General features: G+C 58.8%; 27 protein-coding genes. 15 read left to right on the forward strand and 12 right to left on the reverse strand.

The window, feature by feature from the left end; translation table 11 throughout:
* The first annotated feature begins 13 nt into the window (after window positions 1-13).
* Window positions 14-322: a hypothetical protein gene (locus V0R37_RS18670; RefSeq protein WP_420375974.1), complete on the forward strand. Its 309-nt coding sequence runs from the start codon at window positions 14-16 to the stop codon at window positions 320-322.
* 56 nt (window positions 323-378) lie between these two features.
* Here the strand turns inward: V0R37_RS18670 and V0R37_RS18675 are convergent, their stop codons facing one another.
* Window positions 379-540, reverse strand: coding sequence for a hypothetical protein (locus V0R37_RS18675; protein WP_420375975.1), 162 nt, complete (start codon window positions 538-540; stop codon window positions 379-381).
* Between the two features lie 669 nt (window positions 541-1209).
* On the opposite strand from V0R37_RS18675, the gene V0R37_RS18680 reads away from it, so the two are divergent.
* Window positions 1210-1419 carry a hypothetical protein gene (locus V0R37_RS18680; protein WP_420375976.1) on the forward strand — a complete coding sequence of 70 codons (210 nt, stop codon included), beginning with the start codon at window positions 1210-1212 and terminating at the stop codon, window positions 1417-1419.
* Here V0R37_RS18680 and V0R37_RS18685 read toward each other — a convergent pair.
* The gene (locus tag V0R37_RS18685; RefSeq protein WP_420375977.1) at window positions 1406-1624 is read right to left on the reverse strand and encodes a hypothetical protein; all 219 of its coding nucleotides are present in this window, start codon (window positions 1622-1624) and stop codon (window positions 1406-1408) included. The two genes, V0R37_RS18680 and V0R37_RS18685, sit on opposite strands and share 14 nt — an antisense overlap.
* A 229-nt stretch (window positions 1625-1853) precedes the next feature.
* On the opposite strand from V0R37_RS18685, the gene V0R37_RS18690 reads away from it, so the two are divergent.
* From V0R37_RS18690 to V0R37_RS18705, 4 genes are all read left to right on the forward strand, one after another.
* A complete protein-coding gene (locus tag V0R37_RS18690) occupies window positions 1854-1994 on the forward strand; it encodes a hypothetical protein (RefSeq protein ID WP_420375978.1) in 141 nt (46 codons plus the stop codon).
* The gene (locus V0R37_RS18695) at window positions 1991-2236 is read left to right on the forward strand and encodes a hypothetical protein (protein WP_420375979.1); all 246 of its coding nucleotides are present in this window, start codon (window positions 1991-1993) and stop codon (window positions 2234-2236) included. Before V0R37_RS18690 ends, V0R37_RS18695 begins: the two co-directional genes overlap by 4 nt.
* A 373-nt stretch (window positions 2237-2609) precedes the next feature.
* Window positions 2610-3416 (forward strand): TIGR04255 family protein, encoded by an 807-nt coding sequence (locus tag V0R37_RS18700; protein ID WP_420375980.1) that lies wholly within the window; start codon window positions 2610-2612, stop codon window positions 3414-3416.
* Complete coding sequence (locus V0R37_RS18705) at window positions 3416-3988, forward strand: hypothetical protein (protein ID WP_420375981.1); 573 nt, start codon at window positions 3416-3418, stop codon at window positions 3986-3988. The genes V0R37_RS18700 and V0R37_RS18705 overlap by 1 nt, the downstream gene beginning before the upstream one ends.
* 692 nt (window positions 3989-4680) lie before the next feature.
* Here the strand turns inward: V0R37_RS18705 and V0R37_RS18710 are convergent.
* The 6 genes from V0R37_RS18710 to V0R37_RS18735 form a co-directional block, all read right to left on the reverse strand.
* Window positions 4681-4971, reverse strand: coding sequence for a hypothetical protein (locus V0R37_RS18710; RefSeq protein WP_420375982.1), 291 nt, complete (start codon window positions 4969-4971; stop codon window positions 4681-4683).
* Window positions 4972-5021: 50 nt separating this feature from the next.
* Window positions 5022-5291, reverse strand: coding sequence for an XRE family transcriptional regulator (locus tag V0R37_RS18715; RefSeq protein ID WP_420375983.1), 270 nt, complete (start codon window positions 5289-5291; stop codon window positions 5022-5024).
* 36 nt (window positions 5292-5327) lie between these two features.
* Window positions 5328-5492, reverse strand: a complete 165-nt coding sequence (locus tag V0R37_RS18720) for a hypothetical protein (protein ID WP_420375984.1) — start codon at window positions 5490-5492, stop codon at window positions 5328-5330.
* Between the two features lie 129 nt (window positions 5493-5621).
* Window positions 5622-5912, reverse strand: coding sequence for a hypothetical protein (locus tag V0R37_RS18725; RefSeq protein ID WP_420375985.1), 291 nt, complete (start codon window positions 5910-5912; stop codon window positions 5622-5624).
* Window positions 5913-6169: 257 nt separating this feature from the next.
* Window positions 6170-6673 carry a hypothetical protein gene (locus tag V0R37_RS18730; RefSeq protein WP_420375986.1) on the reverse strand — a complete coding sequence of 168 codons (504 nt, stop codon included), beginning with the start codon at window positions 6671-6673 and terminating at the stop codon, window positions 6170-6172.
* A 31-nt stretch (window positions 6674-6704) separates the two neighbouring features.
* Window positions 6705-7232: a hypothetical protein gene (locus tag V0R37_RS18735; protein ID WP_420375987.1), complete on the reverse strand. Its 528-nt coding sequence runs from the start codon at window positions 7230-7232 to the stop codon at window positions 6705-6707.
* Between the two features lie 271 nt (window positions 7233-7503).
* On the opposite strand from V0R37_RS18735, the gene V0R37_RS18740 reads away from it, so the two are divergent.
* Window positions 7504-7767 (forward strand): hypothetical protein, encoded by a 264-nt coding sequence (locus tag V0R37_RS18740; protein ID WP_420375988.1) that lies wholly within the window; start codon window positions 7504-7506, stop codon window positions 7765-7767.
* A 186-nt stretch (window positions 7768-7953) separates the two neighbouring features.
* Window positions 7954-9537, forward strand: a complete 1584-nt coding sequence (locus V0R37_RS18745; protein ID WP_420375989.1) for an EAL domain-containing protein — start codon at window positions 7954-7956, stop codon at window positions 9535-9537.
* A gap of 65 nt (window positions 9538-9602) precedes the next feature.
* Here the strand turns inward: V0R37_RS18745 and V0R37_RS18750 are convergent, their stop codons facing one another.
* The 4 genes from V0R37_RS18750 to ompA all read right to left on the reverse strand — a co-directional run bounded on the left by V0R37_RS18750 (window position 9603) and on the right by ompA (window position 12344).
* Window positions 9603-10133 carry a hypothetical protein gene (locus tag V0R37_RS18750; protein WP_420375990.1) on the reverse strand — a complete coding sequence of 177 codons (531 nt, stop codon included), beginning with the start codon at window positions 10131-10133 and terminating at the stop codon, window positions 9603-9605.
* Between the two features lie 139 nt (window positions 10134-10272).
* Window positions 10273-10938, reverse strand: coding sequence for a phosphoglycolate phosphatase (gph, locus tag V0R37_RS18755; protein ID WP_420375991.1), 666 nt, complete (start codon window positions 10936-10938; stop codon window positions 10273-10275).
* Window positions 10939-10943: 5 nt separating this feature from the next.
* Window positions 10944-11678 (reverse strand): bifunctional 2-polyprenyl-6-hydroxyphenol methylase/3-demethylubiquinol 3-O-methyltransferase UbiG, encoded by a 735-nt coding sequence (ubiG, locus tag V0R37_RS18760; RefSeq protein ID WP_420375992.1) that lies wholly within the window; start codon window positions 11676-11678, stop codon window positions 10944-10946.
* Window positions 11679-11759: 81 nt separating this feature from the next.
* A complete protein-coding gene (gene ompA / locus V0R37_RS18765; RefSeq protein ID WP_420375993.1) occupies window positions 11760-12344 on the reverse strand; it encodes an outer membrane protein OmpA in 585 nt (194 codons plus the stop codon).
* Between the two features lie 414 nt (window positions 12345-12758).
* Between ompA and gyrA the strand changes: the two genes are divergently transcribed.
* From gyrA to cmk, 7 genes are read left to right on the forward strand one after another with little or no spacing between them, the layout of a single operon-like run.
* Window positions 12759-15464 (forward strand): DNA gyrase subunit A, encoded by a 2706-nt coding sequence (gene gyrA, locus V0R37_RS18770; protein ID WP_420375994.1) that lies wholly within the window; start codon window positions 12759-12761, stop codon window positions 15462-15464.
* Window positions 15458-16591 (forward strand): 3-phosphoserine/phosphohydroxythreonine transaminase, encoded by a 1134-nt coding sequence (gene serC, locus V0R37_RS18775; protein ID WP_420376125.1) that lies wholly within the window; start codon window positions 15458-15460, stop codon window positions 16589-16591. The genes gyrA and serC overlap by 7 nt, the downstream gene beginning before the upstream one ends.
* A complete protein-coding gene (gene pheA / locus V0R37_RS18780; protein ID WP_420375995.1) occupies window positions 16584-17669 on the forward strand; it encodes a prephenate dehydratase in 1086 nt (361 codons plus the stop codon). Before serC ends, pheA begins: the two co-directional genes overlap by 8 nt.
* 12 nt (window positions 17670-17681) lie before the next feature.
* Entirely contained in the window at window positions 17682-18815 is a 1134-nt protein-coding gene (gene hisC, locus V0R37_RS18785) for a histidinol-phosphate transaminase (protein WP_420375996.1), read from the forward strand.
* Complete coding sequence (locus tag V0R37_RS18790; protein WP_420375997.1) at window positions 18812-19720, forward strand: prephenate dehydrogenase; 909 nt, start codon at window positions 18812-18814, stop codon at window positions 19718-19720. Before hisC ends, V0R37_RS18790 begins: the two co-directional genes overlap by 4 nt.
* A complete protein-coding gene (aroA, locus tag V0R37_RS18795; protein WP_420375998.1) occupies window positions 19717-21039 on the forward strand; it encodes a 3-phosphoshikimate 1-carboxyvinyltransferase in 1323 nt (440 codons plus the stop codon). The genes V0R37_RS18790 and aroA overlap by 4 nt, the downstream gene beginning before the upstream one ends.
* Window positions 21036-21734, forward strand: coding sequence for a (d)CMP kinase (gene cmk / locus V0R37_RS18800; RefSeq protein ID WP_420375999.1), 699 nt, complete (start codon window positions 21036-21038; stop codon window positions 21732-21734). Before aroA ends, cmk begins: the two co-directional genes overlap by 4 nt.
* Window positions 21735-21795 lie beyond the last annotated feature (61 nt).

Raw genomic sequence — 21795 nt, forward strand, 5'->3', positions numbered from 1 at the left:
TATGTGAGGACGTATGACCACTGACACAGTGCTGACGGACGTCGAAAAGCGACGGATGGCGCGGGAGCAGTACAACGGTGATCCAGTCGATTTCGCCCGCGCCATCGAGCAAGCCGTCCTGCAATCGCCCGAGGTGCAGAGGCTGCGGGAGGATGAAAAAAGACTGCAATATTTATTGCATAGGGTTTGTATGTATCAGGTTGCGTCCTATGGGTGCAAATTTGAAATCATAAATCTGCCTCCGCACTTTGGGGATTGCGAGCCTGATGCGGTACCGCCTTTTGTCGCGGCAATCAACGCCGCAATGGAGAAACAGCCGTGAGCCGCCACCTGCGCGACTTGCTCACGCTGGTGGCGAACTGACCCCAGAGATTAACCCTAGCCGTGGCGCTTGCCGGGATTTTTCTTGTGGTGGGTATGCGCGCCACGCTCCTGGCTCATACGTTGGCCGCCGCCTTGACGGGTAAAGGTCACGCCTTTTGGGGCGGCGGGACGAGGGGTGCGCTTGCGGTCGGCTTCAGTAACGATTTTGTTGCCCATGGAAATCTCTCTCAAGTTTAGATAAAGCTTGCCATTGTTACACATTCGCTCGGTTTATTCTTGGCAGAAAAGAACGGGCTGAGGATATGAGTGCTGGCAGGGCCATCAAGCGAGCGTCCTGCTTCCCTGCATAGTCAGGGCGTTCACTTGATGGTGCAGCACAGTGCTGTCGTGCCGAGCGCATTGGCGATGCGATATTCCAAACTGAGGACTGGACGTCATTGGGGCGTTTTGAGAATGCCAGTCAGCCGGGATAGCCTCCGGCCACCATCACGCCAGCGCGCACCGCTCTGGTGATTCGGGCCTTCGGGCCGTGAGCAGTATCGCCACTCCGGGCCGCCCCTGAATACGGAGCTTGATTAGCATCAGGGGATTTCGAAGCGGATTCCGGTATGCCGGAGCAGCTATTGCGCACCCGGGCGTAGGCTGAACAACTCCGGCCACTACGGTGCAGCTTCGCAAGCAAGACGGCGGTGTAAGCCCGCGCGGGAGACGTAACCCGCACCCCATTTCTTACGCCACCGGATGCGTGTTCCGGGCATTGCGGAGCGGTCGCGTAGCAGCACACCTACCCGATGGGCGCCCTTCGGTATGGGCCAACTTAACTACGGGGCCGCTTCGGCGATTCAACGAGTCGCCTTCCCGGTGTGGTGTTAAAGGGAGATGCAAATGATTTGGAAATTTTATGGCGCAATGCTTCATTGGCTGATTCGGCCTGCGCTGGACCATCATGACAGGAAGATGGAAGGGCCGCGACAGAGCGAAATCAAGGATGTCGTTCAAACGGATGCAATCGTTGGCGGCCCGGTCTTTCATGGGATTAAAGAGGCTATCGTGATCATGCGCCAGAAAAACCAGCTTCCGTTTAGGCTTCCGTAGAGGCGCTTTTTATGAAGGATGCCATCGGAGAGCGATCGAAATTTGTTTTACCCAATCCCTCGAAATGCTCGCCTGCTGTCTCCGGTTTATCGAGGTATGCAAGATACTGTTTTTTGAAGGCCGCTTTATTTGGGTGCGTATCAATTAACGCCTTGATTGTAAGAGCAAGCAGCTTTAAATCTGCCGATGAATCGAAATCAGACATGATTTTCTCCGGTAAGTTACAGGTGTAGGAACTCGTAACATACCACTGCCCGCCATCGCTCACCAGCTTTGGCGGGTTTCTTATTTCTGGCTCTGCTTAATCGCAGGGCCTTTTTTATGGGCGCTCGAAATGAGTCATTGGAGTCAGAAGTACATCGGCCAGCCCTACGTCTCCGGCACTGCCGATTGCGCTGCGCTGGCAGGGCAGGTCGCCAAAGATGTGCTGGGCATTGACCCGAAGCTTCCCACGCTGGGACAAGTCCAATGGCGAAGTGCTGCTGGGCCTGCGCCGCCGGCGCGCGGCTGACCGGGCGCTGTTCCTGGGGGCCACTGGGGCCGACGCCATCAAGATTGGGGCGGCCGTCACATGATTCTTCTGAAAGCGCTCTGGGGCCGCATCTGGCCCTACATTGCCGCCGTCGGCGTCGTGCTGGCCGGGCTGCTTGCGGTGCGCCAGTCTGGTAAGTCCGCGGCACGCACCGAAGCAGCCGCCAAGATCAACGAACAAGCGGCTCAGGCCCGTAAGGAGCAGCGTGATGTCGAAAATGAAATTGCTTCGCTGGATGATGATGCTGTCGACCGTCGCCTTGATGAGTGGGTGCGGCGTAAATAGGGTAGGGGTGGAGTACTGCTCTCACGCCAAGCCGATCTGGTTCAACGATCAAATCGAGAAGGCCATGACGCCGGCTCCGATCAAGCGCCAGGCGCTGGAGAATAATGAGACGGTGCGGCGACTGTGTGGTTGACTCTCATCGAGTGCCGCCGAATCGGCGTAGATATCACGGTGCACGGAGGACACTACCCCGACTGCTTGGGAACGAGGGGTGTTAGCATGACAGGCTCGACATTTGGTTACAATATGCGATCTGGTTCATGCGCTTACAGCACCACTAGGCCGAGGGGCGGATTCAAATCTTTGCGGCTTGCTGTATGATTTGTTAACATTACTTCGTGATCGAGTAGCACATTGACTAGGCTTATTTATTGTGTCACGCACATTTAGCAACTCTCCGTTGGTAGAAATTATTGCGGAGCTGCGTTGGGGGTCGCCGACCATTCAGGTCCCCGGCTTATCGGCAGTTCCGGCTAATGCCCATGGAATGGCGCCCAGACCATTGGATGAGGAGTTGTACCTCCAGTTTGGCTCTTTGGCATCTGGCGAAGGTTTCAGCCAATTTGAGCGGGTCATACCGGCGGGCTTTCCAGTGGCGCCGCACCAAGTCGTATATCGCTATAGGAATGCCAACCCTGCCAAAACAATGTTGTATCAGCTAGGGAACGGCGTTTTCTCCATAAACGCAACTCCTCCCTATCGAAGCTGGCATGAGTTCGGCCCTTGTGTTAGATCGGGACTTGATCTGTTTCAGCAGGCCAATATAAATCTCGGCCGCGAAGTATCAGAATTCTCATTGGTATCGGTTCGATATATTAATTCGTTCACATCGGAAATGACACGGGGAGCCAGTGCTCTCGATTTTATCAACGACGTGTTGGGCTTCCAATTTGGCTTGCCCGAGATTCTTACTAGGTCCTGCGCAAATACAAGTGAAATATTGCCCACTCTCCAACTACAACTGCCTGTTGATGCTGGGAGCCTATCAATGCGAGTCGGGCAAGGGCAGGTGAACGGAGAGCGCGCCGTCATTATGGATACGACTGTTTCGGCCCAGGGGCCTATGATTGCCGACCCTGAATCCGCGATGGAAGCTCTGTCCAAGGCGCGGTTAGTGATTCACAATTTGTTTATCGGAATGACGGGCAAACTTACCGACATAATGAAGCCGGAGAAATAATGGATTACGTCATACCTAATGCGACAAGCGACATTCAAGTGTCCTCATGGACTGATGCCGCTCGTTCGATGGATGTGATTGATTCTTATAGAGCTGCGGAAATTTACAGATATTTTTCGTCTGTTTGCGCGAACTTATACTCGGATAGCCACTTCTATCCATCGTTACAAGAAGCGGAGCGTCGTAGGGCCTTGCGTTTCCTGCAGGAGCTCGGAGATTTGCCGGACAACTGGGACGGGGAAGGGGCGGCCGACATTGCTGACGATATATTGTCACGGTCCGCGAAGATTCTAATGGAGATCAACCAGCTTCCCACTGATATCGTTCCGCACCCTGCGGGCACTGTGATGTTAGAGTGGGAGACTTGGCTCGGGCGCGCCTATATCGAAATTGGTAGTAGTCGCTACAATATTTATGTTAAGCCTCGCTATGCGCGTCCGAGGGCCCTAGTAGGCGATGTGACTCAGTTAGACGGCCCGAGCGCCCTCGTAGATTTCCTTGAGGCAGTTTCTTCGGCTACAGAGTTTCCATCAGCTCCGCCCGAGCTGACCCGCTTGACATATGGCGTATGAGCGGTCAGCCTGATACTCTAGCGTTCGTCCCTGTTGAAGATTGTGAGATGATCGTGAGAGCAGCTGTCTCTCCGTATCATTTCAGTCACAACAAGCCTTTTAAGGGGGCGTTTCATCTACGAGCGGGCAGCCGCTCAATATCAGCTATTAGAGGAAGTTACGTATCTGCTGATGATTGCAAGGAGATTGGCATTAGGCATGTTCAGGATTTGAACGCGCAGCCTAAGCCAAGAGTCTACGCCGGGTTGTGGACTGTTCACGCAGCCTGCATTCGTCAAGCAGGAGCCGAGGTGAGTGAAACCGTTGGCGATTATGAGCGCCACGTTAGCATCGATTACGGTGTAGTCCGGCAGCGAGGTGACGCCCTAGCGGATCCGCGGGATGTTGAGAGATACAACGCTGTTTTAGACGCTTTATGGGGTTGCGTCAAATATTTCCAAGATGCTGCCCCGCAAGCTCCTGGTTGGGGTGGACCTCCTCTAACTATGCACATTTGTGCGGCGCAACGTGTGGACGAAACGGGCACAGGCTAGCGCCGAAAAATCGCCTCTTCCGGCATCACATCAATGCTTCGAATTCGTCTCCTCAATCATGTCGCTAATGATCTGCTCCAAGCCCGCGCGGTCGGCTTCGGGTTGTGGCCAGAATAGCTCGGGCAGGGTGCGCGGTCTATGCAACCCAAGTAGCCGGCGCTATCGTTCAGGCACAATATCGGGTAGCTCTGGCCGACACACCGTGAATCCGTTGGACCCGCCGTCAATTCGGTATCCAACCGCCGCAATTTCAGATATCGAATACCCCGTCATCCTCGCGAATTCAGCCCAGTCGTAGACGCCATATCGATTCTCTTGCTTTGCCACCACTTTGTTAATCGCCTCCTCCAGATCTTGGGCGATTTGATGCTGCCGTTTGAGCTTGCGCAGCTTTGCAGCATCGCGTCCTCGGTAAATGTCTCGTGGGACGTGTATTGGGAAACGAACCATGGTGTTTCCATTATCGCCATTGGCGTGTTAACGATACCCATATTGTGCCGTCACGACCTGCTGGAGTCCTCTTGTGGGGTTTCCGCGCCAATCTCTCGCATGCGCGCATAGATGCGCTCCAGCTCCGCCGGCGTCAGTGTGAGCTGCGCCGCAAGATGGAACAAATTCGGATAGGGCATGGCCTTAGGATCGGCCCCGCCGGTGTACTTGCGCCAATGCTGCTCGCCCACGCATGCCAACTCGGCCATTTGCTTGCCAGTGCGTCCAAGATCATTTTTTAATTGCTGTAGATCGTCGGGGGTAGGGGGTGTGTAGTTCATGATGTACAAAGCCCCGCGCTAGGCGGGGCGATCTGGTTAGAGGAACAGCTTAGTCATTGTGATCAGGGCGGTAGCCAGTGCGGCTCCTACTACCAGGGGATACCAGCGCGCCTCGGCTTGAATCTTGACGGTTTCGGCCATGATCTTGGCGATCTCGGCTTGCGTCTTTGCCAGTTGGGCGTTGGTCATGTGTTGGTCCATTTCGTCATCCTTTCGGGTTGTCGGACTGCGCGATGCGCGCTGTCCATGTAAAGAAGAATAGCGCATTATGCGCTATTCGGTCAAGCGAAAAGCACTCGGTATTTACCCTATCGGGTCGCTCGGTCCATATCACCTTCTCGGTCTGGCATTGCGCCCCTGGGAAATTTCATCCCGCCCAGCCTGTAGCCGATCAAACTCCGCCTCGGTTACGCAAGGTTCGGCGTCCAGGATGTTTGATAGGCCCTCTACCATCTCCACCGTCTCGTCGTCCGCCATACCCCAGCGCGGCATAACCCGGGCGGCCGTAACGACGATGGCGCGCAGCCGCTTGACCTCTCGCAGCAGCGTCATGGCGTCGTGATACTTTAGATTGCGCTCTTCGATAGTGCGGAGCTGGTCAAGGGTGAGGGGTTGCTTCATGATGCTAAACACTGATGTTATATACAGTATTTTTAGCACAAAAAATCCCGCACGGTGGCGGGCAATGAATTCACACCGATTTCACACCGGGCAAATTGGCGGAAGGGCGGTAGGAGCCTCAAATAATTGATTCGGCGGGACATTTTCCTGCCACCAAGGAAATTAGCACGCGGGTTCAATTCCCGCCGACTCCACCAGCTACAAGGGCCCGGATGACCTCCGGGCCTTTTTTTTGGGTTTTTCCCCATTAATATCCGCTACTTATCCAGCAAGCCCCTGTCTTCGAGCAGTTGCAGGCAATCTTGGCCTTCGTCCTCGTCGCCGTCGAAAATATCGGTGCCATCCAGCATGTAGGCGCGCAGCAACTCGTCGATGGCGGTTTCGTCATCCAGACGGACCAGGGTCTTGCCCAGCATATAGTGGATAAAAGGGTTCATCTGCCCATCGGGGCAGTTGAGCGCGGTGAACAAGGCGTCCTTGGCCATGCCGTAGTCGGCGGATTGATAATAGGCATCGCCCAGGGAAGCATACAACCAGGTTGCCGCTTCCCAATCCTGTTGGGGTTCGGGCAACAAGGCCAGTGCCTGGCGCCAATTTTCAATGGCGCCTTCAAAATCGTCCTCATCGCTGCATTCGTTGCCAGCTTCTGACAGGTTTTCGATTTGCTCGTAGATGTCGTCAGGAAGTTCCATGGATTCCTCATGCTCCGAAGAGAGCTGCTTTTCTGTTAGTGATGGCAGGGACACGATATCTTGCGGCATTGATGCGTGTCTCCAAATCTGTTCGGTACTACTATTCGACCCGGACCGGCGTCAACCTGCGGTCAATGGCAACACGGGAAGGATCGGCAGGGTCGTACAACACGTGCACTGTCCTGCCCGTGGCAAAGTGGGGCATCAACACATCCTCAACCAACACGTTCACCGACACCCTGCGGTCAGTACCATCGAGATCGTTCAACGCAAGCTCCAGGCCCAGTTTCGTTTCACGTATGGTATTGCTTTCATGTGTGCCACGACGGCGCATTTTCATAACACGGCCGGTTGTATGGGATACCTGGCTGCTGCGGCTGAGCCTGCCGGCCAGTTTCAATTCGCGGCTGGGCAGAAAGGCGACAGTCAGGATAATGAATATCAGCATCGAAAAAGCCAGCATTATCCAGAACCATGCCGGATGCGAATTCTCTTCCAGTAGCGCATACATCATCGAACCGCCAAACAGCGTAGAGAATGCCGCCGCTCCCAATACAACCGCCCAATCGCTTGGTATGTCCGATTCCGGCTTCTCGATTTCTAGCTGTTCTTTTAGCTGGGTTTTCATGGCGGTGTCATGTCAAGAAGCCGAAGCGGCACCAATGGGGCCGTTATCGCGTCGAGCTGAATTGAATCAGAAAAAATTTTAGGCAAATTGCAGGTCATCAATATGACATGTTCTATTTATTACAGTCTTTAATCTCTTGTACCCAAGCATCGGCCGTAGCGGCTTGTCTTTCGATGAGTAAACTGAAATTTCCACTTGCACATTGCTACCGGCGGCAGCCATATAGAGCGTGCTATAAAAATGCCTATAGCAATTTGTAGGGTCAGGGATAATGTCCATTCGAACGTTGAGCCGATGCGCTGCAGTGATGTTTCTTGCCGCGCTTGCCTCCGGGTGCTCCATACACGACCTCGGGTTCGGCTCTGGCCCAGGTGCCGGCTCCGCATCCTCGGGCGACGGCGCATGCAGATGGAACCGTAGCAGTTGCATGCACGAGGGGCGGTATGAGCCGGGGGAACGAGACTATGCGGAAGAAGAAGCGAAGCGCCTGAATCAGGCTCAATCCGCCAGGCTGCGCCGCAGCTCCAGCAACTGATTACCCGCCCTACGCGCCAAGATCCGGAGCAATGCGGCTGCCTGGGCCTCGCAACGCGCGTGCGCAGCAGGCAATACCCCTTGAAGGCATCAGGGATTCTTTTAATATCCCAGTCATCGGGCTGGCGTATTATGTGTCCTACGCATCCGGCCGGCATCGCGCCCGCCGAGGATCAGGGACACCGATTTGAGCAAAGCGCATTATTGGCTGCTTCTGAAAATCGCAGAGAAGCCCAAGGCCTTCACATATGGGGTCGGGATACTGACTGCCCTGTTGCTTATCCTGGCTACGGCGGCAACCGCGGTATGGGTGGACGAAAACCGTATTGCCGATCGGCATGACAATGCGCTGCAACTGGCCCGGGCGGCCGTTGTCGAAAGCGCCACCATTCTTGACCATCTTATCGAACATGACTACGTAGGCTGCGACGACAACGATCTCATGCATCTGAATGGGCATTTGCTGCAATCCCGCTTCATACGCGAGATCGGCGTGCTGGATGCCGACAACCGGCTTGTTTGCTCCACGGCGCTGGGGCGGCTGTCCCGGCCCGTCAAGGGAAATTATCCTGTCGTCACTTTGCGCTCGGGGCGCAAGCTGCTTAAAGACGTGCCTTTGCAGATGGTGAACGAGAAGGTTAAAGCCACCATTCTCCAGCGCGATAACTTCAACGTTGTCCTTAGTCCTTATTTGACCGAGGATATATACCGAAGCGCCGATGCGGTCTGGCTGCGCACGATCGACGGCCTGGTACCGCTTCGGTCGACTGTGGCGCCCCAAGAGCTCCCCCGGTGGCGTGAACGAGCCGGGAGGTTCGAGAAAACCGCATTCACGTTGCACGACCTGGGGTATGAACTGGTCTCTCAGCAGACCGGAACCGACGTGGTATTGCAATCGCGGCGCAGCCTGGCTGCAATCGCGCGGGACAGCGGTGCGCTGCCGCCCGCCATGCTGGCCGGCTCGCTGCTGATTGCCGTACTGACCGTCGGCACGCTGGCGCCTTATGTGATGGGACTGCGTGATGTGCGGAACCGCATTCATTTTTTGTGCGACGACGCGCATATCCTGCTGGTGTATCAACCCATCTTCGATCTGACCACGATGAAGCCTGTCGGCTGCGAAGTGTTGATGCGCATGAAGGAAAAGGGCAAGGTGTGGATGCCCGATCAGGTGATACCCGCCATCCTGGATTCGGGCCTGGCGCGCCGGTTCGATCATATAGTGACCCAAAAGGCGATACGCGAGCTGGCTGGCCGGCTTCCCGCTCAGCGCGATACCTTCAGGCTTGCGTTGAATTATTTTCCCGACAGTATCGACCAAGCCACACTGATTCCTGTGTTGCAACAGGCGCTTCAGGCTGCCGGAAGAAGCGATCTTGAAGTCTGTATCGAAATCACGGAACATAGTCTGTCCAGCAATCTGATCGCGGAAGTCGGGGCGCTTAAGGCGCAAGGCTTCCGGATCGCCATTGACGATTTTGGCACAGGTTATTCCAACCTCAAGTCGGTCACCAAGCTATCGCCCGATGTGCTGAAAATCGACAGATCCTTTGTTTTCGAACTTGAGGATGCCACGGTGCGCTCGAATCTTATTTCCGAGATCGTCAATATTGCACGCGCGGTCGACGCCCGAGCTGTTGCGGAGGGAATAGAAAATATGGAGCAGGCGCAACTGCTGGCGGCGCTGGGTGTGCAGTACGGACAGGGTTATGCGCTGGCACGCCCCATGGAACTGGAGCCCTTTCTGGCATTCATGGCTAAACACGGTTAGTCGGCGGCCATGCATTCCGACGCGCCCATGGCCACCCAGCCGCTTCTGGTTGCGGTTGGCCGGCGTCAGACGCTGCGCACTATTTCAGAGCCAAGTCCCTTAAGGGCGGCCATGACCGCATCGCACTGGCGCGGACTGCGCGGGTGCACCACCAGCGACCATCGGCCTGCCTGGGTGGCTTCCCCAACCCGCTGGATCACGATCTGGTGATCGGGTCTAGCCGTTACCAGTCCTCCCAGCAACATGCCGCCTATGATCGCGAGAAACAGGATGGCGCCCGCGCTGGCCCGGGGCGAAGAAACAATGGCGGGTAATTCGATGATGTACAGCAAAGCCCAGATCGCCGCGCCCGCGACAGCGCCGGCCGCTCCCAGGATCAGGTGCGCGCGCACGGCTGTCCGGGCGATCCCGCGCGATTCGGGTTCCAGCTTTCTTGAATACTCTTTTTCATAAGGTTTGACCAGCCGCAATTGCGCGGTATGCAGGCCCGCCGAAGAGTGCAGCGTGGCGGCTGCGGATGCCGCCTCTTTTTCGGTTTCGAATATGGCGGCGATCTTGGTCGTTGCCTGTTCGCCGAATAATGCTTGCCAAGTCATATAGCCACCCCCGTCGATGACATGCGCCCCGACACATGTCAGCAATAGCCGTGCCTGATGGCTAAGGATTGCCGCATTGACGCGTATTTTTTACGAATACGCGCACCGGCGGAATGGAGGAGCCAAGTAATGGTAGCGGTCAGCGGCCGGCCCAGGCCTGGACGGCGGGCCAGATGTCTTCAGGCGATTGAGCTATGGCGTCGGCCTGCCACGCGTGCACGGCGGTTTCCAGGCCGCAATATCCATAGGCGGCCACCAAGGTGGCCATGCCGGCGGCCTTGCCGGCGATGATGTCGCGCTGGTCGTCCCCGACGTAGATGCATTGCGCAGGGTCGAACCCCGTTTGCTTGGCCGCATGCAGCAGCGGTGCCGGATGCGGTTTGGCGTGGCTGGTGGTGTCGCCGCCCACTGTGACGGCGCAGTCGGTGTACAGGCCCAGATGCACGACCAGCGGGACGGCCAGATATTCCATTTTGTTGGTGACGATGCCCCAGGCATAGTCATGGTCCTTGAGTGTGGACAATAATTGCTTGATGCCCGGAAACAAGGTGGTGTGGGTCGTCATGTCCTGTTCATAGTCTTCCAGGAACTGCTGGCGACAGGACTCGTATTCGGGATGGCCGGGGTCCATATCGAGGCCGGCTTTCAGCAAGCCGCGCGCGCCATGCGATGCATAAGGCCGCAGGGCTTCGTAGGGCAGGGGAGGCAGGCCCTTGCGGGTCCTTTGCTTGTTGGCGGCGGCGGCCAGATCGGGAGCGGTATCGGCAAGCGTGCCGTCGAAGTCGAATAAAACCAGTTTGCGCATGGGGATCAATTCTCGCGGCGGCTTGCCATCAGGTAGTTGACCGACGTGTTGCCGCTGAGTTTATACAGGTCGGTAATGGGGTTGTATTCCATGCCGGCCATTTGCACAATCGAAAGATCAGCCTGGCGCGCCGCTGCCGCGAGTTCGCTGGGTTTGATGAAGTTTTCGTAGCTGTGTGTGCCTTTGGGCAGCATGCGCAAGAGGTATTCGGCGCCGACAATGGCAAAGAGGAATGATTTCGGGTTTCGGTTGAGGGTGGAAAAAAATACCCAACCGCCTGGCTTGACCAGGGTGGCGCATGCCCGGACGATGGATGCGGGGTCTGGCACATGTTCCAGCATTTCCATGCAGGTGACTACATCGTAATGAGCAGGCTGCCGGTCGGCCAGTTGTTCAGCGCTGATCGTTTGATAGTCCACCGGCACGCCCGATTCCAGTCCATGCAGTTTGGCGACTTTCAGGGATTTTTCGGCAAGGTCGATGCCGGTAACCTGGGCTCCGGCCTGAGCCATGCTTTCGGCCAGTATGCCGCCGCCGCAGCCGACATCCAGCACCGTCTTGCCCGAAAGCGGGCCTGCCTGATCCTGGATCCAGCCCAGGCGCAGGGGGTTGATGGCATGCAAAGGCTTGAATTCGCTTTCGGGGTCCCACCAGCGCGAGGCCAGGGCACTGAATTTGTCCAGCTCAGCTTGATCGACGTTGTGCTTGCTGCTGGATGAAGAAGAGGCTGTCGTATTCATGAGCTGTCCGGAAATGATAAGGGCCCCGCAATGCGGAGCCCTTATTGTAGCGTTTAACGCTGCAGGTATTACAGTGCTGTATTACTTGCGGACGCCAACGATTTCGATCTCTACGCGGCGGTTTTGAGCACGGCCTTCGCGAGTCTTGTTCGAAGCGACGGGGCTGGATTCGCCCTTGCCTTCGACGTAGATGCGATCGGCGGGAATGCCCTTGTTGACCAGGTAGGTCTTGACCGAATTGGCGCGGCGCTGCGACAGGCCCTGGTTGTACTGTTCGGTACCGATGGAGTCGGTATGGCCAGTTGCAATCAGGGTTTCCAGGTTGATGGTGTTGGCTTGCGCTGCAACTTGATCCAGGACTTGGCGGCCTTCCGGTTTAATGGTGGCTTTGTCGAAGTCGAAGAAGGTGTCAGCATTCAGGACAACTTTGGTTGCTGTAGGAGCGACCACGGGAGCTTGAGCCTGGGCAACTGGAACGCCGTCGCAGCCGGGGATGCCGGTAGCGGGGGTCCAGAAGTTGTCACGCCAGCACAGTTCGTTGGTGCCGTTTTTCCAAACGTCGCCAAACGGATTGCGCCAATTATCGACAGTTTGCGCAGATACAGCGCCAGACGCCGTTGCGGCGGCAATGGCGAGTGCTAGTGCGATTTTGGAGGGTTTATTCATGTTTCTCCTCGTTGAGCTTAATGCTGGTAAGTGACCGCAGCGAATCCCCGCCGCATATCAGAAAACGGAGCCAGTATAGCAACACCATGAGTGATCAAAGAGTTGCACTGGATTCATGCGTGTTAGGGCGAATCTTACGGCATTTCTGGGCGGTTCGTTAAGCTTGAACGATACATATCGGCCAGATATCCGGATTTCTACCTTAACTCCTCGATAAACGTTGGTTTTTAACAACGGACGCATGCCCTTAAAGTGGTTTATCAAGTGAAGGGGGGAAAGGTCTTGTTTAAGCCGGCCTCCCACATGCATGCCTGCCTTGCCGCATGCCTGGGAGTGCTTATGTAGGGAAGTGCTAGAATTTCCCATTCGCCCGACATCGGCCCGACTTCACGTTTTTTACGCTTAAGACACTCTATGGATTCCTTTGCCAAGGAGACCCTTCCAATTTCGTTGGAAGAGGAAATGCGCCGCAGTTATCTCGATTACGCCATGAGCGTGATCGTGGGGCGCGCCTTACCGGACGTTCGAGACGGTCTGAAACCCGTGCATCGGCGCGTGCTCTTTGCCATGCACGAGCTTAATAATGACTGGAACCGCGCTTACAAGAAGTCGGCGCGTATTGTGGGCGATGTGATCGGTAAATATCACCCGCATGGCGACTCGGCGGTCTATGACACCATCGTGCGCATGGCCCAGGACTTCTCGCTGCGTTACATGCTGGTGGACGGGCAGGGCAACTTCGGCTCGGTCGATGGCGACAGTGCGGCGGCCATGCGTTATACCGAAATCCGCCTGGCGAAGATCGCGCACGAGATGCTGGCCGATATCGACCAGGAAACCGTGGATTTCGGGCCCAACTACGATGGCAGCGAAAGCGAGCCCCTGTTGCTGCCCTCGCGCCTGCCCAATTTGCTGGTCAACGGCAGCTCGGGCATTGCGGTGGGCATGGCGACCAATATCCCGCCTCACAACCTGTCCGAGGTCATCGAGGGCTGCCTGTACTGCCTGCGCAACCCGGACTGCACCATCGACGAACTGATCGAACTGATTCCGGCGCCCGACTTCCCGACGGGTGGCATCATCTATGGCCTGTCCGGCGTGCGCGAGGGCTATCGCACGGGCAGGGGGCGCGTCATCATGCGCGCCAAAACCCACTTCGAGGACATGGAAAAGGGCAATCGGCAGGCCATCATCATTGATGCCATTCCCTATCAGGTTAACAAGAAGACCTTGCAGGAGAAGATCGCCGAGCTGGTCAACGAAAAGAAAATAGAAGGCATTTCCGACATCCGCGACGAGTCCGATAAAGACGGCATGCGCCTGGTCATCGAACTGAAGCGCGGCGAAGTCCCGGAAGTCGTCCTGAACAATCTATACAAGAATACGCAGCTTCAAGATACCTTCGGCATGAATATGGTGTCCCTGGTCGATGGCCAGCCCCGTTTGCTGAATCTGAAGCAGATGGTGGAGTACTTCCTGCTGCATCGCCGCGAGGTGGTGACGCGTCGCACGGTGTTCCAGTTGCGCAAGGCGCGCGAACGCGGCCATGTGCTGGAAGGCCTGGCCGTGGCTTTGGCCAATATCGATGATTTCATCGCCATCATCAAGGCGGCGCCGACGCCGCCGGTGGCGCGCCAGGAACTGATGGCGCGCTCCTGGGATTCGTCGCTGGTGCGCGAAATGCTGGCGCGCGCCGACGAGGGCGACACTCCGGGAGGGCGCGCCGCCTATCGTCCGGAGACCCTGCCCGAAGGTTTCGGCCTGCAGGGCGACGGGCTTTACCGTCTTAGCGATACCCAGGCCCAGGAAATCCTGAACATGCGCCTGCAGCGCCTGACCGGCCTGGAGCAGGACAAGATCGTCGGCGAATACAAAGACATCATGGCGACCATCGCCGACTTGCTGGACATCCTGGCGCGGCCCGAGCGCGTCACGACGATCATCAGCGACGAGCTCATTGCCATCAAGACGGAATTCTCCACCAATACCAAGGACACGCGCCGCTCGGACATCGAGCGCAACGCCACCGAACTCGATACCGAAGACTTGATCACCCCCATGGACATGGTGGTGACCTTGTCGCAGACGGGTTATATAAAGAGCCAGCCGCTGTCCGAGTACCGTTCCCAGAAGCGCGGCGGCCGGGGCAAGCAGGCCACGGCCATGAAGGAAAACGACTGGATAGACCAGTTGTTCATTGCCAATACGCACGATTACCTGCTGTGCTTCTCCGACCGGGGCCGGGTGTACTGGCTGAAGGTCTGGGAAGTGCCGCAGGGCTCACGCAATTCGCGCGGCCGCCCCATTGTGAATATGTTCCCTCTGCTCGATGGCGAGAAAATCACCGTGGTGCTGGCTGTCAAGGAATTCAGCGACGATCACTATGTATTCATGGCCACATCGCGCGGCACGGTCAAGAAAACCCCCTTGTCCGACTTCTCGAATCCGCGCAAGGCCGGGATCATTGCCGTCGCCCTTGACGAGGGCGACTACCTGATTGGCGCCGATCTGACCGACGGCAAGCACGATGTCATGCTGTTTTCCGATGCAGGCAAGGCGGTGCGTTTCGACGAGAACGACGTGCGTCCGATGGGCCGGACGGCTCGCGGCGTGCGCGGCATGATGCTGGAAGACGGCCAGGCCGTCATCGCCATGCTGGTGGCGGGCGACGAGTCGCAAAGCGTGCTGACGGCCACCGAAAACGGCTTCGGCAAGCGCACGTCTATCGTCGAGTACACCCGTCACGGACGCGGCACCAAGGGGATGATCGCCATTCAGACCTCTGCGCGCAACGGCAAGGTCGTGGGCGCGGTGCTGGTCATGCCTTCGGACGAAATCATGCTGATCACCACCGGCGGTGTGCTGGTGCGCACCCGGGTATCGGAAATCCGTGAAATGGGCCGCGCTACGCAAGGCGTCACCCTTATCAGCGTGGACGACGACAGCATGCTGTCGGGCGTTCGCCGAGTGGTCGAAAGCGACGCGGATGACGACGTCATCGTTGAGATCGACGAGGACGGCGATACGGTTCAGGACGTCGATGCCGACGCGGCGCCGGATGGCGGCTCGGGCAATGACGACGCCGCCAACCCCGATTCCGATGGCGAGGACCAATCGTGATGCGTCCATGGAATTTTTCGGCAGGCCCATCGGCCCTGCCGCTGGAAGTGCTGGAGCAGGCCGCGGCGGAAATGACGGACTGGCACGGCTGCGGCATGTCGGTCATGGAAATGAGCCATCGCGGCAAGCAGTTCACGCAGATACGCGACGAAGCCGTAGCCGACCTGCGCGAATTGCTGAGCGTCCCCGACGATTTTGACATCCTGTTCATGCAGGGCGGGGCGACGGCGGAAAATGCCATCGTGCCCTTGAACCTGATCGGCCGCAATGGATCGGGCAAGGCCGACTACATCCTTACCGGCATCTGGTCCAACAAGTCCCACAAGGAAGCCCAGCGCTACGGCGACATCGCCGTAGCGGCAAGCAGCGGCACCGAAGTCACGCTGGACGGCGTGCGGCAGGATCCCTGGACCTGGTTCCCCAAGGTGCAGGACTGGAAGCTGCGGCGCGATGCCGCGTACCTGCATCTGTGCAGCAACGAGACCATAGGCGGCGTCGAGTTCGCCGACTGGCCGGACATGGCCTCGCTGGGCGCTCCCGACGTGCCGCTGGTGGTCGATGCCTCGTCGCATTTCCTTTCGCGTCCCGTCGATTTTTCCAAGGCCTCCATGGTGTACGCGGGAGCCCAGAAAAACGCCGGGCCCGCGGGCCTGACCGTGGTCATCATCCGCAAGGACCTGGTGGGCCATGCCTTGCCGGTGTGTCCGTCGGCCTTCGATTACGCGAACGTGGCTGCCGCCGGCTCCATGTTCAACACGCCGCCGACCTATGCCATATATATTGCGGGCCTGGTATTCAAGTGGCTCAAGCGCCAGGGCGGCGTGGCTGCCATCGAAGCCGCCAACATCGCCAAGGCGCGGACCTTGTATTCCTACCTGGATAGCTCCGGATTCTACGTGAGTCGCGTTCATGCGGCGTCCAGGTCGCGCATGAATGTGCCGTTTTTCCTGTGTGACGAATCCTTGAATGCCGTCTTCCTGTCCGAAGCAGAGGCGGCCGGACTGATGCAGCTGAAAGGGCACAAGAGCGTGGGCGGCATGCGCGCTTCCATTTACAACGCCGTGCCGCTGGAAGCGGTGCAAACATTGATTTCTTACTTGCAGGACTTCGAGCGCCGACATGGATAATTCATTGCAAGCCCGCCTGCTGCCTTTGCGCCAGCGCATCGATGCGCTGGACGAACAGATCCTGGATTTGCTGAACCAGCGTGCCAGCACCGCCCAGGAAGTCGGCAAGGTCAAGCAGGAGTTCGACTTGGACGGCCCGGTGCTCAAGCCCGAGCGCGAAGCCATGGTCATCCGGCGCCTGCAGGGTCTGAATAAAGGGCCCTTTACGGAGCAGGCCATCGATGCGGTCTGGACGCAGATCATCTCCACCTGCCGAGGCCTTGAAAGTGTGCTGACGGTGGCTTACCTGGGGCCTCAGGGCTCGTTTTCCGAGCAAGCCGCGCTGGAACATTTCGGCCATTCGGTCACGCGCTTGCGTTGCGACTCGTTTGACGAGGTGTTTCGCGCGGTCGAAGCGGGGCAGGCGAACGTAGGCATGGTTCCCGTCGAGAATTCCACTGAAGGCGCGGTCAACCGCACGCTGGATCTATTGCTGAATTCGCCCCTGAAGGTTCTGGGCGAACGCTCGATAAAAATCCATCACAACCTGATGACCAAGTCGGGCACGCTGGATGGTGTCACGCGCGTCATGGCGCATCCGCAGGCATTGGCGCAATGCCAGGCCTGGCTGACCCAGCACTACCCCCGTCTTGCCCGCGACGCGGCATCGAGCAATGGCGAAGCGGCGCGCATCGCGTCCCAGGATCCGACGGTGGCCGCCATTGCCGGGGCAACGGCGGCGCAAGCCTGGGACCTGCAAATCGTGGCCTCGGGCATCCAGGACGATCCCCAGAACCGGACGCGCTTCCTGGCGGTCGGGGCCATCGAGACCCTGCCGACCGACAGCGACAAGACCAGCATCATTCTGGCCGTGCCCAATCGCGCCGGCGCCGTCTACGACATGCTGGCGCCGCTGGCGGCCAACGGAGTGTCCATGACACGCCTGGAGTCCCGTCCGGCGCGCACGGGCCAGTGGGAATATTATTTCTATGTCGACCTGCTGGGTCATCGCAATGAGCCGGCGGTCGCGCAGGCCTTGGCGGATCTGAAGAAGCAGGTCGCTTTTTTCAAGGTATTGGGGTCCTATCCCAGGCAGTAGGAACAGGCTAGCATGAACCGAGATGACTCAAAGAACGCCGCCGCGGCGGCCCCCGATTATGTGCTGGCCATCGCTCCCTACCAGGCGGGCAAGCCTATCGACGAGCTGGCGCGCGAATTCAAGCTGGATCCGGCCGGTATCGTCAAGCTGGCCTCCAATGAAAACCCATTGGGACTGCCCGAATCGGCGCGGCGCGCCATTACGGACATCGTAAACGGCCTTGGCCGCTATCCCGATCCCAATGGTTTCGATCTGAAGGCCGCCTTGTCGGCGCGCTATGGCGTGCCGGCCGATTGGATCACCTTGGGCAATGGCTCGAACGACTTGCTGGAGCTGGCCTCGCTGGCCCTGCTGGCGCCGGGTGCGGCGGCGGTTTACGCCCAGCATGCGTTTGCCGTATACCGCCTGGCCACGCAGGCGCGGGGCGCAAGGCATATTGTGGTGCCCGCGCGCGATTACGGCCACGACCTGGATCGCATGTACGACGCGATCGACGCGGACACCCGGCTGGTTTTCATTGCCAACCCCAACAACCCGACGGGAACTTTCCTGCCTGCCGGTCAGATCGAGGCGTTTTTGGCGCGGGTGCATGACGGCTGGGGCGGCAGAGTTACGGTGTTGCTGGACGAGGCGTACAACGAATATCTGGATCCGGAACTGCGCTTCGACAGCGCGCGCTGGGTCGAGCAGTATTCCAACCTTATCGTCTCGCGCACATTTTCCAAGGCCTACGGGCTGGCCGGCTTGCGGGTCGGCTTTGCGATGGCGCAGCCCAGGTTGACCGATGTGCTCAATCGCGTGCGGCAGCCATTCAACGTCAACAGCCTCGCGCAAGTGGCGGCTATCGCGGCTTTGGGCGACGCGGCGTTCCTGCAGCAGTCCTACGAGCTGAACAAGGCGGGCAAGCAAACCCTGGTCGACGGATTCACACGCCTGGGCCTGGAGTTTGTTCCAAGCTATGGCAATTTCGTGCTGGTGCGCGTGGGCGACGCAGCGCGCGTCAACCTGGAATTGCTCAAGAAGGGCGTGATCGTCCGTCCCGTGGCGGGCGATGGCTTGCCCGAATGGTTGCGTGTTTCCATAGGCCTGGCCGAAGAAAACGCCCGCTTCCTGGATGCGTTGACGGCCACCCTCGGGTCGCCATGAGCGGCCCCCGCGCCGCCTCGGAGCCAGGGCAGCCGTGGATACCGGTGCTGGCCGTCGTGGGTGTCGGGCTGATAGGCGGTTCGTTTGCCAGCGCCTTGCGCCGGGCTGGCGCCGTCGGCCGGGTATTGGGTGTTGGACGCCAGGCCGCCTCGTTAGCGCAAGCATGCAAACTGGGTCTGATCGACGAAGCCGCCACGCTGGAGCAGGCGGCGGCCCAGGCCGACCTGATTTTCCTGGCGATGCCGGTGGGCGCCACGGGATCGATATTGGCCGAGCTGCGGCCTTTGCTGCGTCCTGAAGCCCTGGTCACCGATGCGGGCAGCACCAAGGCCGATGTGGTCGCCGCCGCGCGTTCGGCTCTGGGCGATCGCATCGGGCAATTCGTGCCGGGCCATCCCATAGCCGGCGCCGAAACAACCGGCCCCGAAGCGGCCGATCCCTTGCTGTACAGGGGGCGCACCGTCGTCCTTACCCCACTGGCCGAAAATGCCTTGGCCGCCAAGGCGTATGTCACCCGGGCGTGGGAGCGTTGCGGCGCCAGGGTGCTGAGCATGGAGCCGGACGTGCACGATACCGCGCTGGCTTCGGTCAGCCATGTTCCGCATTTCCTGTCCTCGGTGTTCATGTGGCAGGTGGCGACGGCGCAGGACTCGGATTTGCGCCTGGCCTTGGCCGGTACCGGGTTTCGCGACTTCACGCGCATTGCGGCGGGATCGGCCGAAGTATGGCGGGATATCTTCCTGAGCAACCGGCCCGCTGTACTGGCCGAGCTGCGCGAAGTAAAGGCCGCCTTGCTGCAAGCCGAACAGGCGCTGGAAGAGGCCGACGGCGACAAGCTTCAGGATTTTCTAGAACGCGCGGCGCTGGCGCGCCGTTTTTGGGGTAGCAGGAGCGGTTTGTCATGACAACGAGTCCCAGTTTATGTTTGCAGCCGGTACGTGCCGCATCGGGCCAACTGAAATTGCCAGGATCCAAAAGCATTTCCAACCGGGTGCTGTTGTTGGCGGCGCTGGCCGATGGCCTGACGCAGCTTGATGGGTTGCTGGACTCCGACGATACCCGCGTCATGCTGGCCGCCTTGGGCCAGCTTGGCGTGCGGGTTGAACAGGAAGGGACGGATAGGGCGCGGATCCGGGGCAATTGCCCTTTCACCGCACAGAGCGCGGAACTGTTCCTGGGTAATGCGGGAACCGCCTTCCGTCCCTTGACCGCGGCCTTGGCGATGATGGGCGGCGATTACCGGTTGTCGGGCGTGCCCCGCATGCACGAGCGGCCCATAGGCGATCTGGTTGACGCCCTGGTTGCCCTGGGCGCCGATGTCAGCTATCTGGGCAATCCCGGATACCCTCCGCTGGCCATAGGCCAGGGGGATATCCGAACGGATAAGCCTGTTCGGGTCAAAGGGTCGGTATCCAGCCAGTTTTTGACGGCTTTATTGATGGCCGCGCCCATCCATGCCTCGCGGGCAGCGGCCGACGTGACGATCGAGGTCGACGGCGAACTGATTTCCAAGCCCTATATATCGATCACCCTGAATCTGATGGCCAAGTTCGGCGTACAGGTCCAGCGCGAAGATTGGCGACGCTTTGTCATTCCCGCCGGCTCGCGTTACACATCGCCCGGCAATATTGCCATCGAGGGCGACGCTTCGACTGCATCGTATTTCATGGCGCTGGGCGCAATCGGCGGCGGCCCGGTCCATATACTGGGCGCCGGGTCGGACAGCATGCAGGGCGATATGGCTTTTGCCGATGTGGTCCAGGAGATGGGGGCCACGGTTGTGCGCCATCCCGACTCCATCGAGGTCAGCGGCCCCCGAGTGGCCCAGGGTGAAAAGCTCAAGGCTTTCGACCGGGACTTCAACCTGATTCCCGACGCCGCCATGACCGCCGCCGCCATGGCGATGTATGCGGATGGCCCTTGCACGCTGCGCAACATCGGCAGTTGGCGGGTCAAGGAAACCGATCGCATCCATGCCATGCACACCGAATTGCAGAAGCTGGGCGCGCAGGTCGAGTCCGGCCCCGACTGGCTAAGGGTCACCCCCATCGCTTCATCGGGCTGGAAGTCGGCATCGATAGAAACCTATGACGATCATCGCATGGCCATGTGTTTTTCGCTGGCGGCCTTCGGCCCGGTGCCGGTAACCATATTGGACCCCGACTGCGTCAGCAAGACGTTCCCCGATTATTTTTCCGTATTTCGTGAACTGGTGCGAGCATGACTTCAGCGTCGTCAAGGATTCCCGTGATCACCATCGATGGACCCACGGCCTCCGGCAAGGGAACCATCGCCCACCGGGTCGCCCAGGCCCTGGGCTGGGCGGTCCTTGATAGCGGCGCGCTGTATCGCCTGACGGCGCTGGCTGCCCAGCAGCAGGGGGTGGACGTCGGCAATGAAGCCGCGGTCGCCCAGGTCGCCCTGGACTTGGACGTCTCATTCCAGGGCGAGCAGGTGCTGCTGGACGGCCAGGATGTGGGGGTCCTGATCCGCCAGGAAAACATCGGCAACCTGGCATCGAAGGTCGCCGCTTACGGGCCGGTCCGGCAGGCCTTGCTGGAGCGCCAGAGGGCGTTTCGCATGGCGCCAGGCCTAGTTGCCGACGGCCGCGACATGGGGACGGTGGTGTTCCCGGATGCCCCCCTGAAGATATTTTTGGTGGCCGATGTCCGGGCGAGGGCGGAAAGGCGCTGTAAGCAGTTGAAGGAAAAGGGGATTTCTGCTAATCTATCGGGCCTGTTGGAAGATATGCGTGCGCGCGATGAGCGCGACCGCAGCAGGGCGAACGCACCGCTAGTCGCGGCGCCGGGCGCAAAAACGGTCGATTCATCAAGTTTAAGCATCGATGAAACGGTCGGGATAGTACTCGACTACTGGTCGAGCCTGGGGTTCCAGGCGGCTGCAAGGCAGGCTGATTGAAGCACTGCCGCAAGTGCCTGGGATTATTTTTTACTCCACTGGGGCTGCTTACAGTCTTGGT

The sequence above is a fragment of the Pollutimonas rozaliensis genome (genome assembly GCF_048751585.1).
GTDB lineage: Bacteria > Pseudomonadota > Gammaproteobacteria > Burkholderiales > Burkholderiaceae_B.

Bases quoted from the DNA above. Each gene is read 5' to 3' on its own strand.
- V0R37_RS18670 (WP_420375974.1), top strand. From the start codon at position 14: ATGACCACTGACACAGTGCTGACGGACGTCGAAAAGCGACGGATGGCG.
- V0R37_RS18725 (WP_420375985.1), bottom strand. From the start codon at position 5,912: ATGAAGCAACCCCTCACCCTTGACCAGCTCCGCACTATCGAAGAGCGC.
- V0R37_RS18740 (WP_420375988.1), top strand. From the start codon at position 7,504: ATGTCCATTCGAACGTTGAGCCGATGCGCTGCAGTGATGTTTCTTGCC.
- V0R37_RS18680 (WP_420375976.1), top strand. From the start codon at position 1,210: ATGATTTGGAAATTTTATGGCGCAATGCTTCATTGGCTGATTCGGCCT.
- cmk (WP_420375999.1), top strand. From the start codon at position 21,036: ATGACTTCAGCGTCGTCAAGGATTCCCGTGATCACCATCGATGGACCC.
- V0R37_RS18710 (WP_420375982.1), bottom strand. From the start codon at position 4,971: ATGGTTCGTTTCCCAATACACGTCCCACGAGACATTTACCGAGGACGC.
- V0R37_RS18750 (WP_420375990.1), bottom strand. From the start codon at position 10,133: ATGACTTGGCAAGCATTATTCGGCGAACAGGCAACGACCAAGATCGCC.
- hisC (WP_420375996.1), top strand. From the start codon at position 17,682: ATGAACCGAGATGACTCAAAGAACGCCGCCGCGGCGGCCCCCGATTAT.
- V0R37_RS18675 (WP_420375975.1), bottom strand. From the start codon at position 540: ATGGGCAACAAAATCGTTACTGAAGCCGACCGCAAGCGCACCCCTCGT.
- V0R37_RS18730 (WP_420375986.1), bottom strand. From the start codon at position 6,673: ATGCCGCAAGATATCGTGTCCCTGCCATCACTAACAGAAAAGCAGCTC.
- aroA (WP_420375998.1), top strand. From the start codon at position 19,717: ATGACAACGAGTCCCAGTTTATGTTTGCAGCCGGTACGTGCCGCATCG.
- V0R37_RS18720 (WP_420375984.1), bottom strand. From the start codon at position 5,492: ATGGACCAACACATGACCAACGCCCAACTGGCAAAGACGCAAGCCGAG.
- gyrA (WP_420375994.1), top strand. From the start codon at position 12,759: ATGGATTCCTTTGCCAAGGAGACCCTTCCAATTTCGTTGGAAGAGGAA.
- V0R37_RS18685 (WP_420375977.1), bottom strand. From the start codon at position 1,624: ATGTCTGATTTCGATTCATCGGCAGATTTAAAGCTGCTTGCTCTTACA.
- V0R37_RS18790 (WP_420375997.1), top strand. From the start codon at position 18,812: ATGAGCGGCCCCCGCGCCGCCTCGGAGCCAGGGCAGCCGTGGATACCG.
- V0R37_RS18715 (WP_420375983.1), bottom strand. From the start codon at position 5,291: ATGAACTACACACCCCCTACCCCCGACGATCTACAGCAATTAAAAAAT.
- ompA (WP_420375993.1), bottom strand. From the start codon at position 12,344: ATGAATAAACCCTCCAAAATCGCACTAGCACTCGCCATTGCCGCCGCA.
- gph (WP_420375991.1), bottom strand. From the start codon at position 10,938: ATGCGCAAACTGGTTTTATTCGACTTCGACGGCACGCTTGCCGATACC.
- V0R37_RS18705 (WP_420375981.1), top strand. From the start codon at position 3,416: ATGGATTACGTCATACCTAATGCGACAAGCGACATTCAAGTGTCCTCA.
- ubiG (WP_420375992.1), bottom strand. From the start codon at position 11,678: ATGAATACGACAGCCTCTTCTTCATCCAGCAGCAAGCACAACGTCGAT.
- V0R37_RS18695 (WP_420375979.1), top strand. From the start codon at position 1,991: ATGATTCTTCTGAAAGCGCTCTGGGGCCGCATCTGGCCCTACATTGCC.
- V0R37_RS18735 (WP_420375987.1), bottom strand. From the start codon at position 7,232: ATGAAAACCCAGCTAAAAGAACAGCTAGAAATCGAGAAGCCGGAATCG.
- pheA (WP_420375995.1), top strand. From the start codon at position 16,584: ATGGATAATTCATTGCAAGCCCGCCTGCTGCCTTTGCGCCAGCGCATC.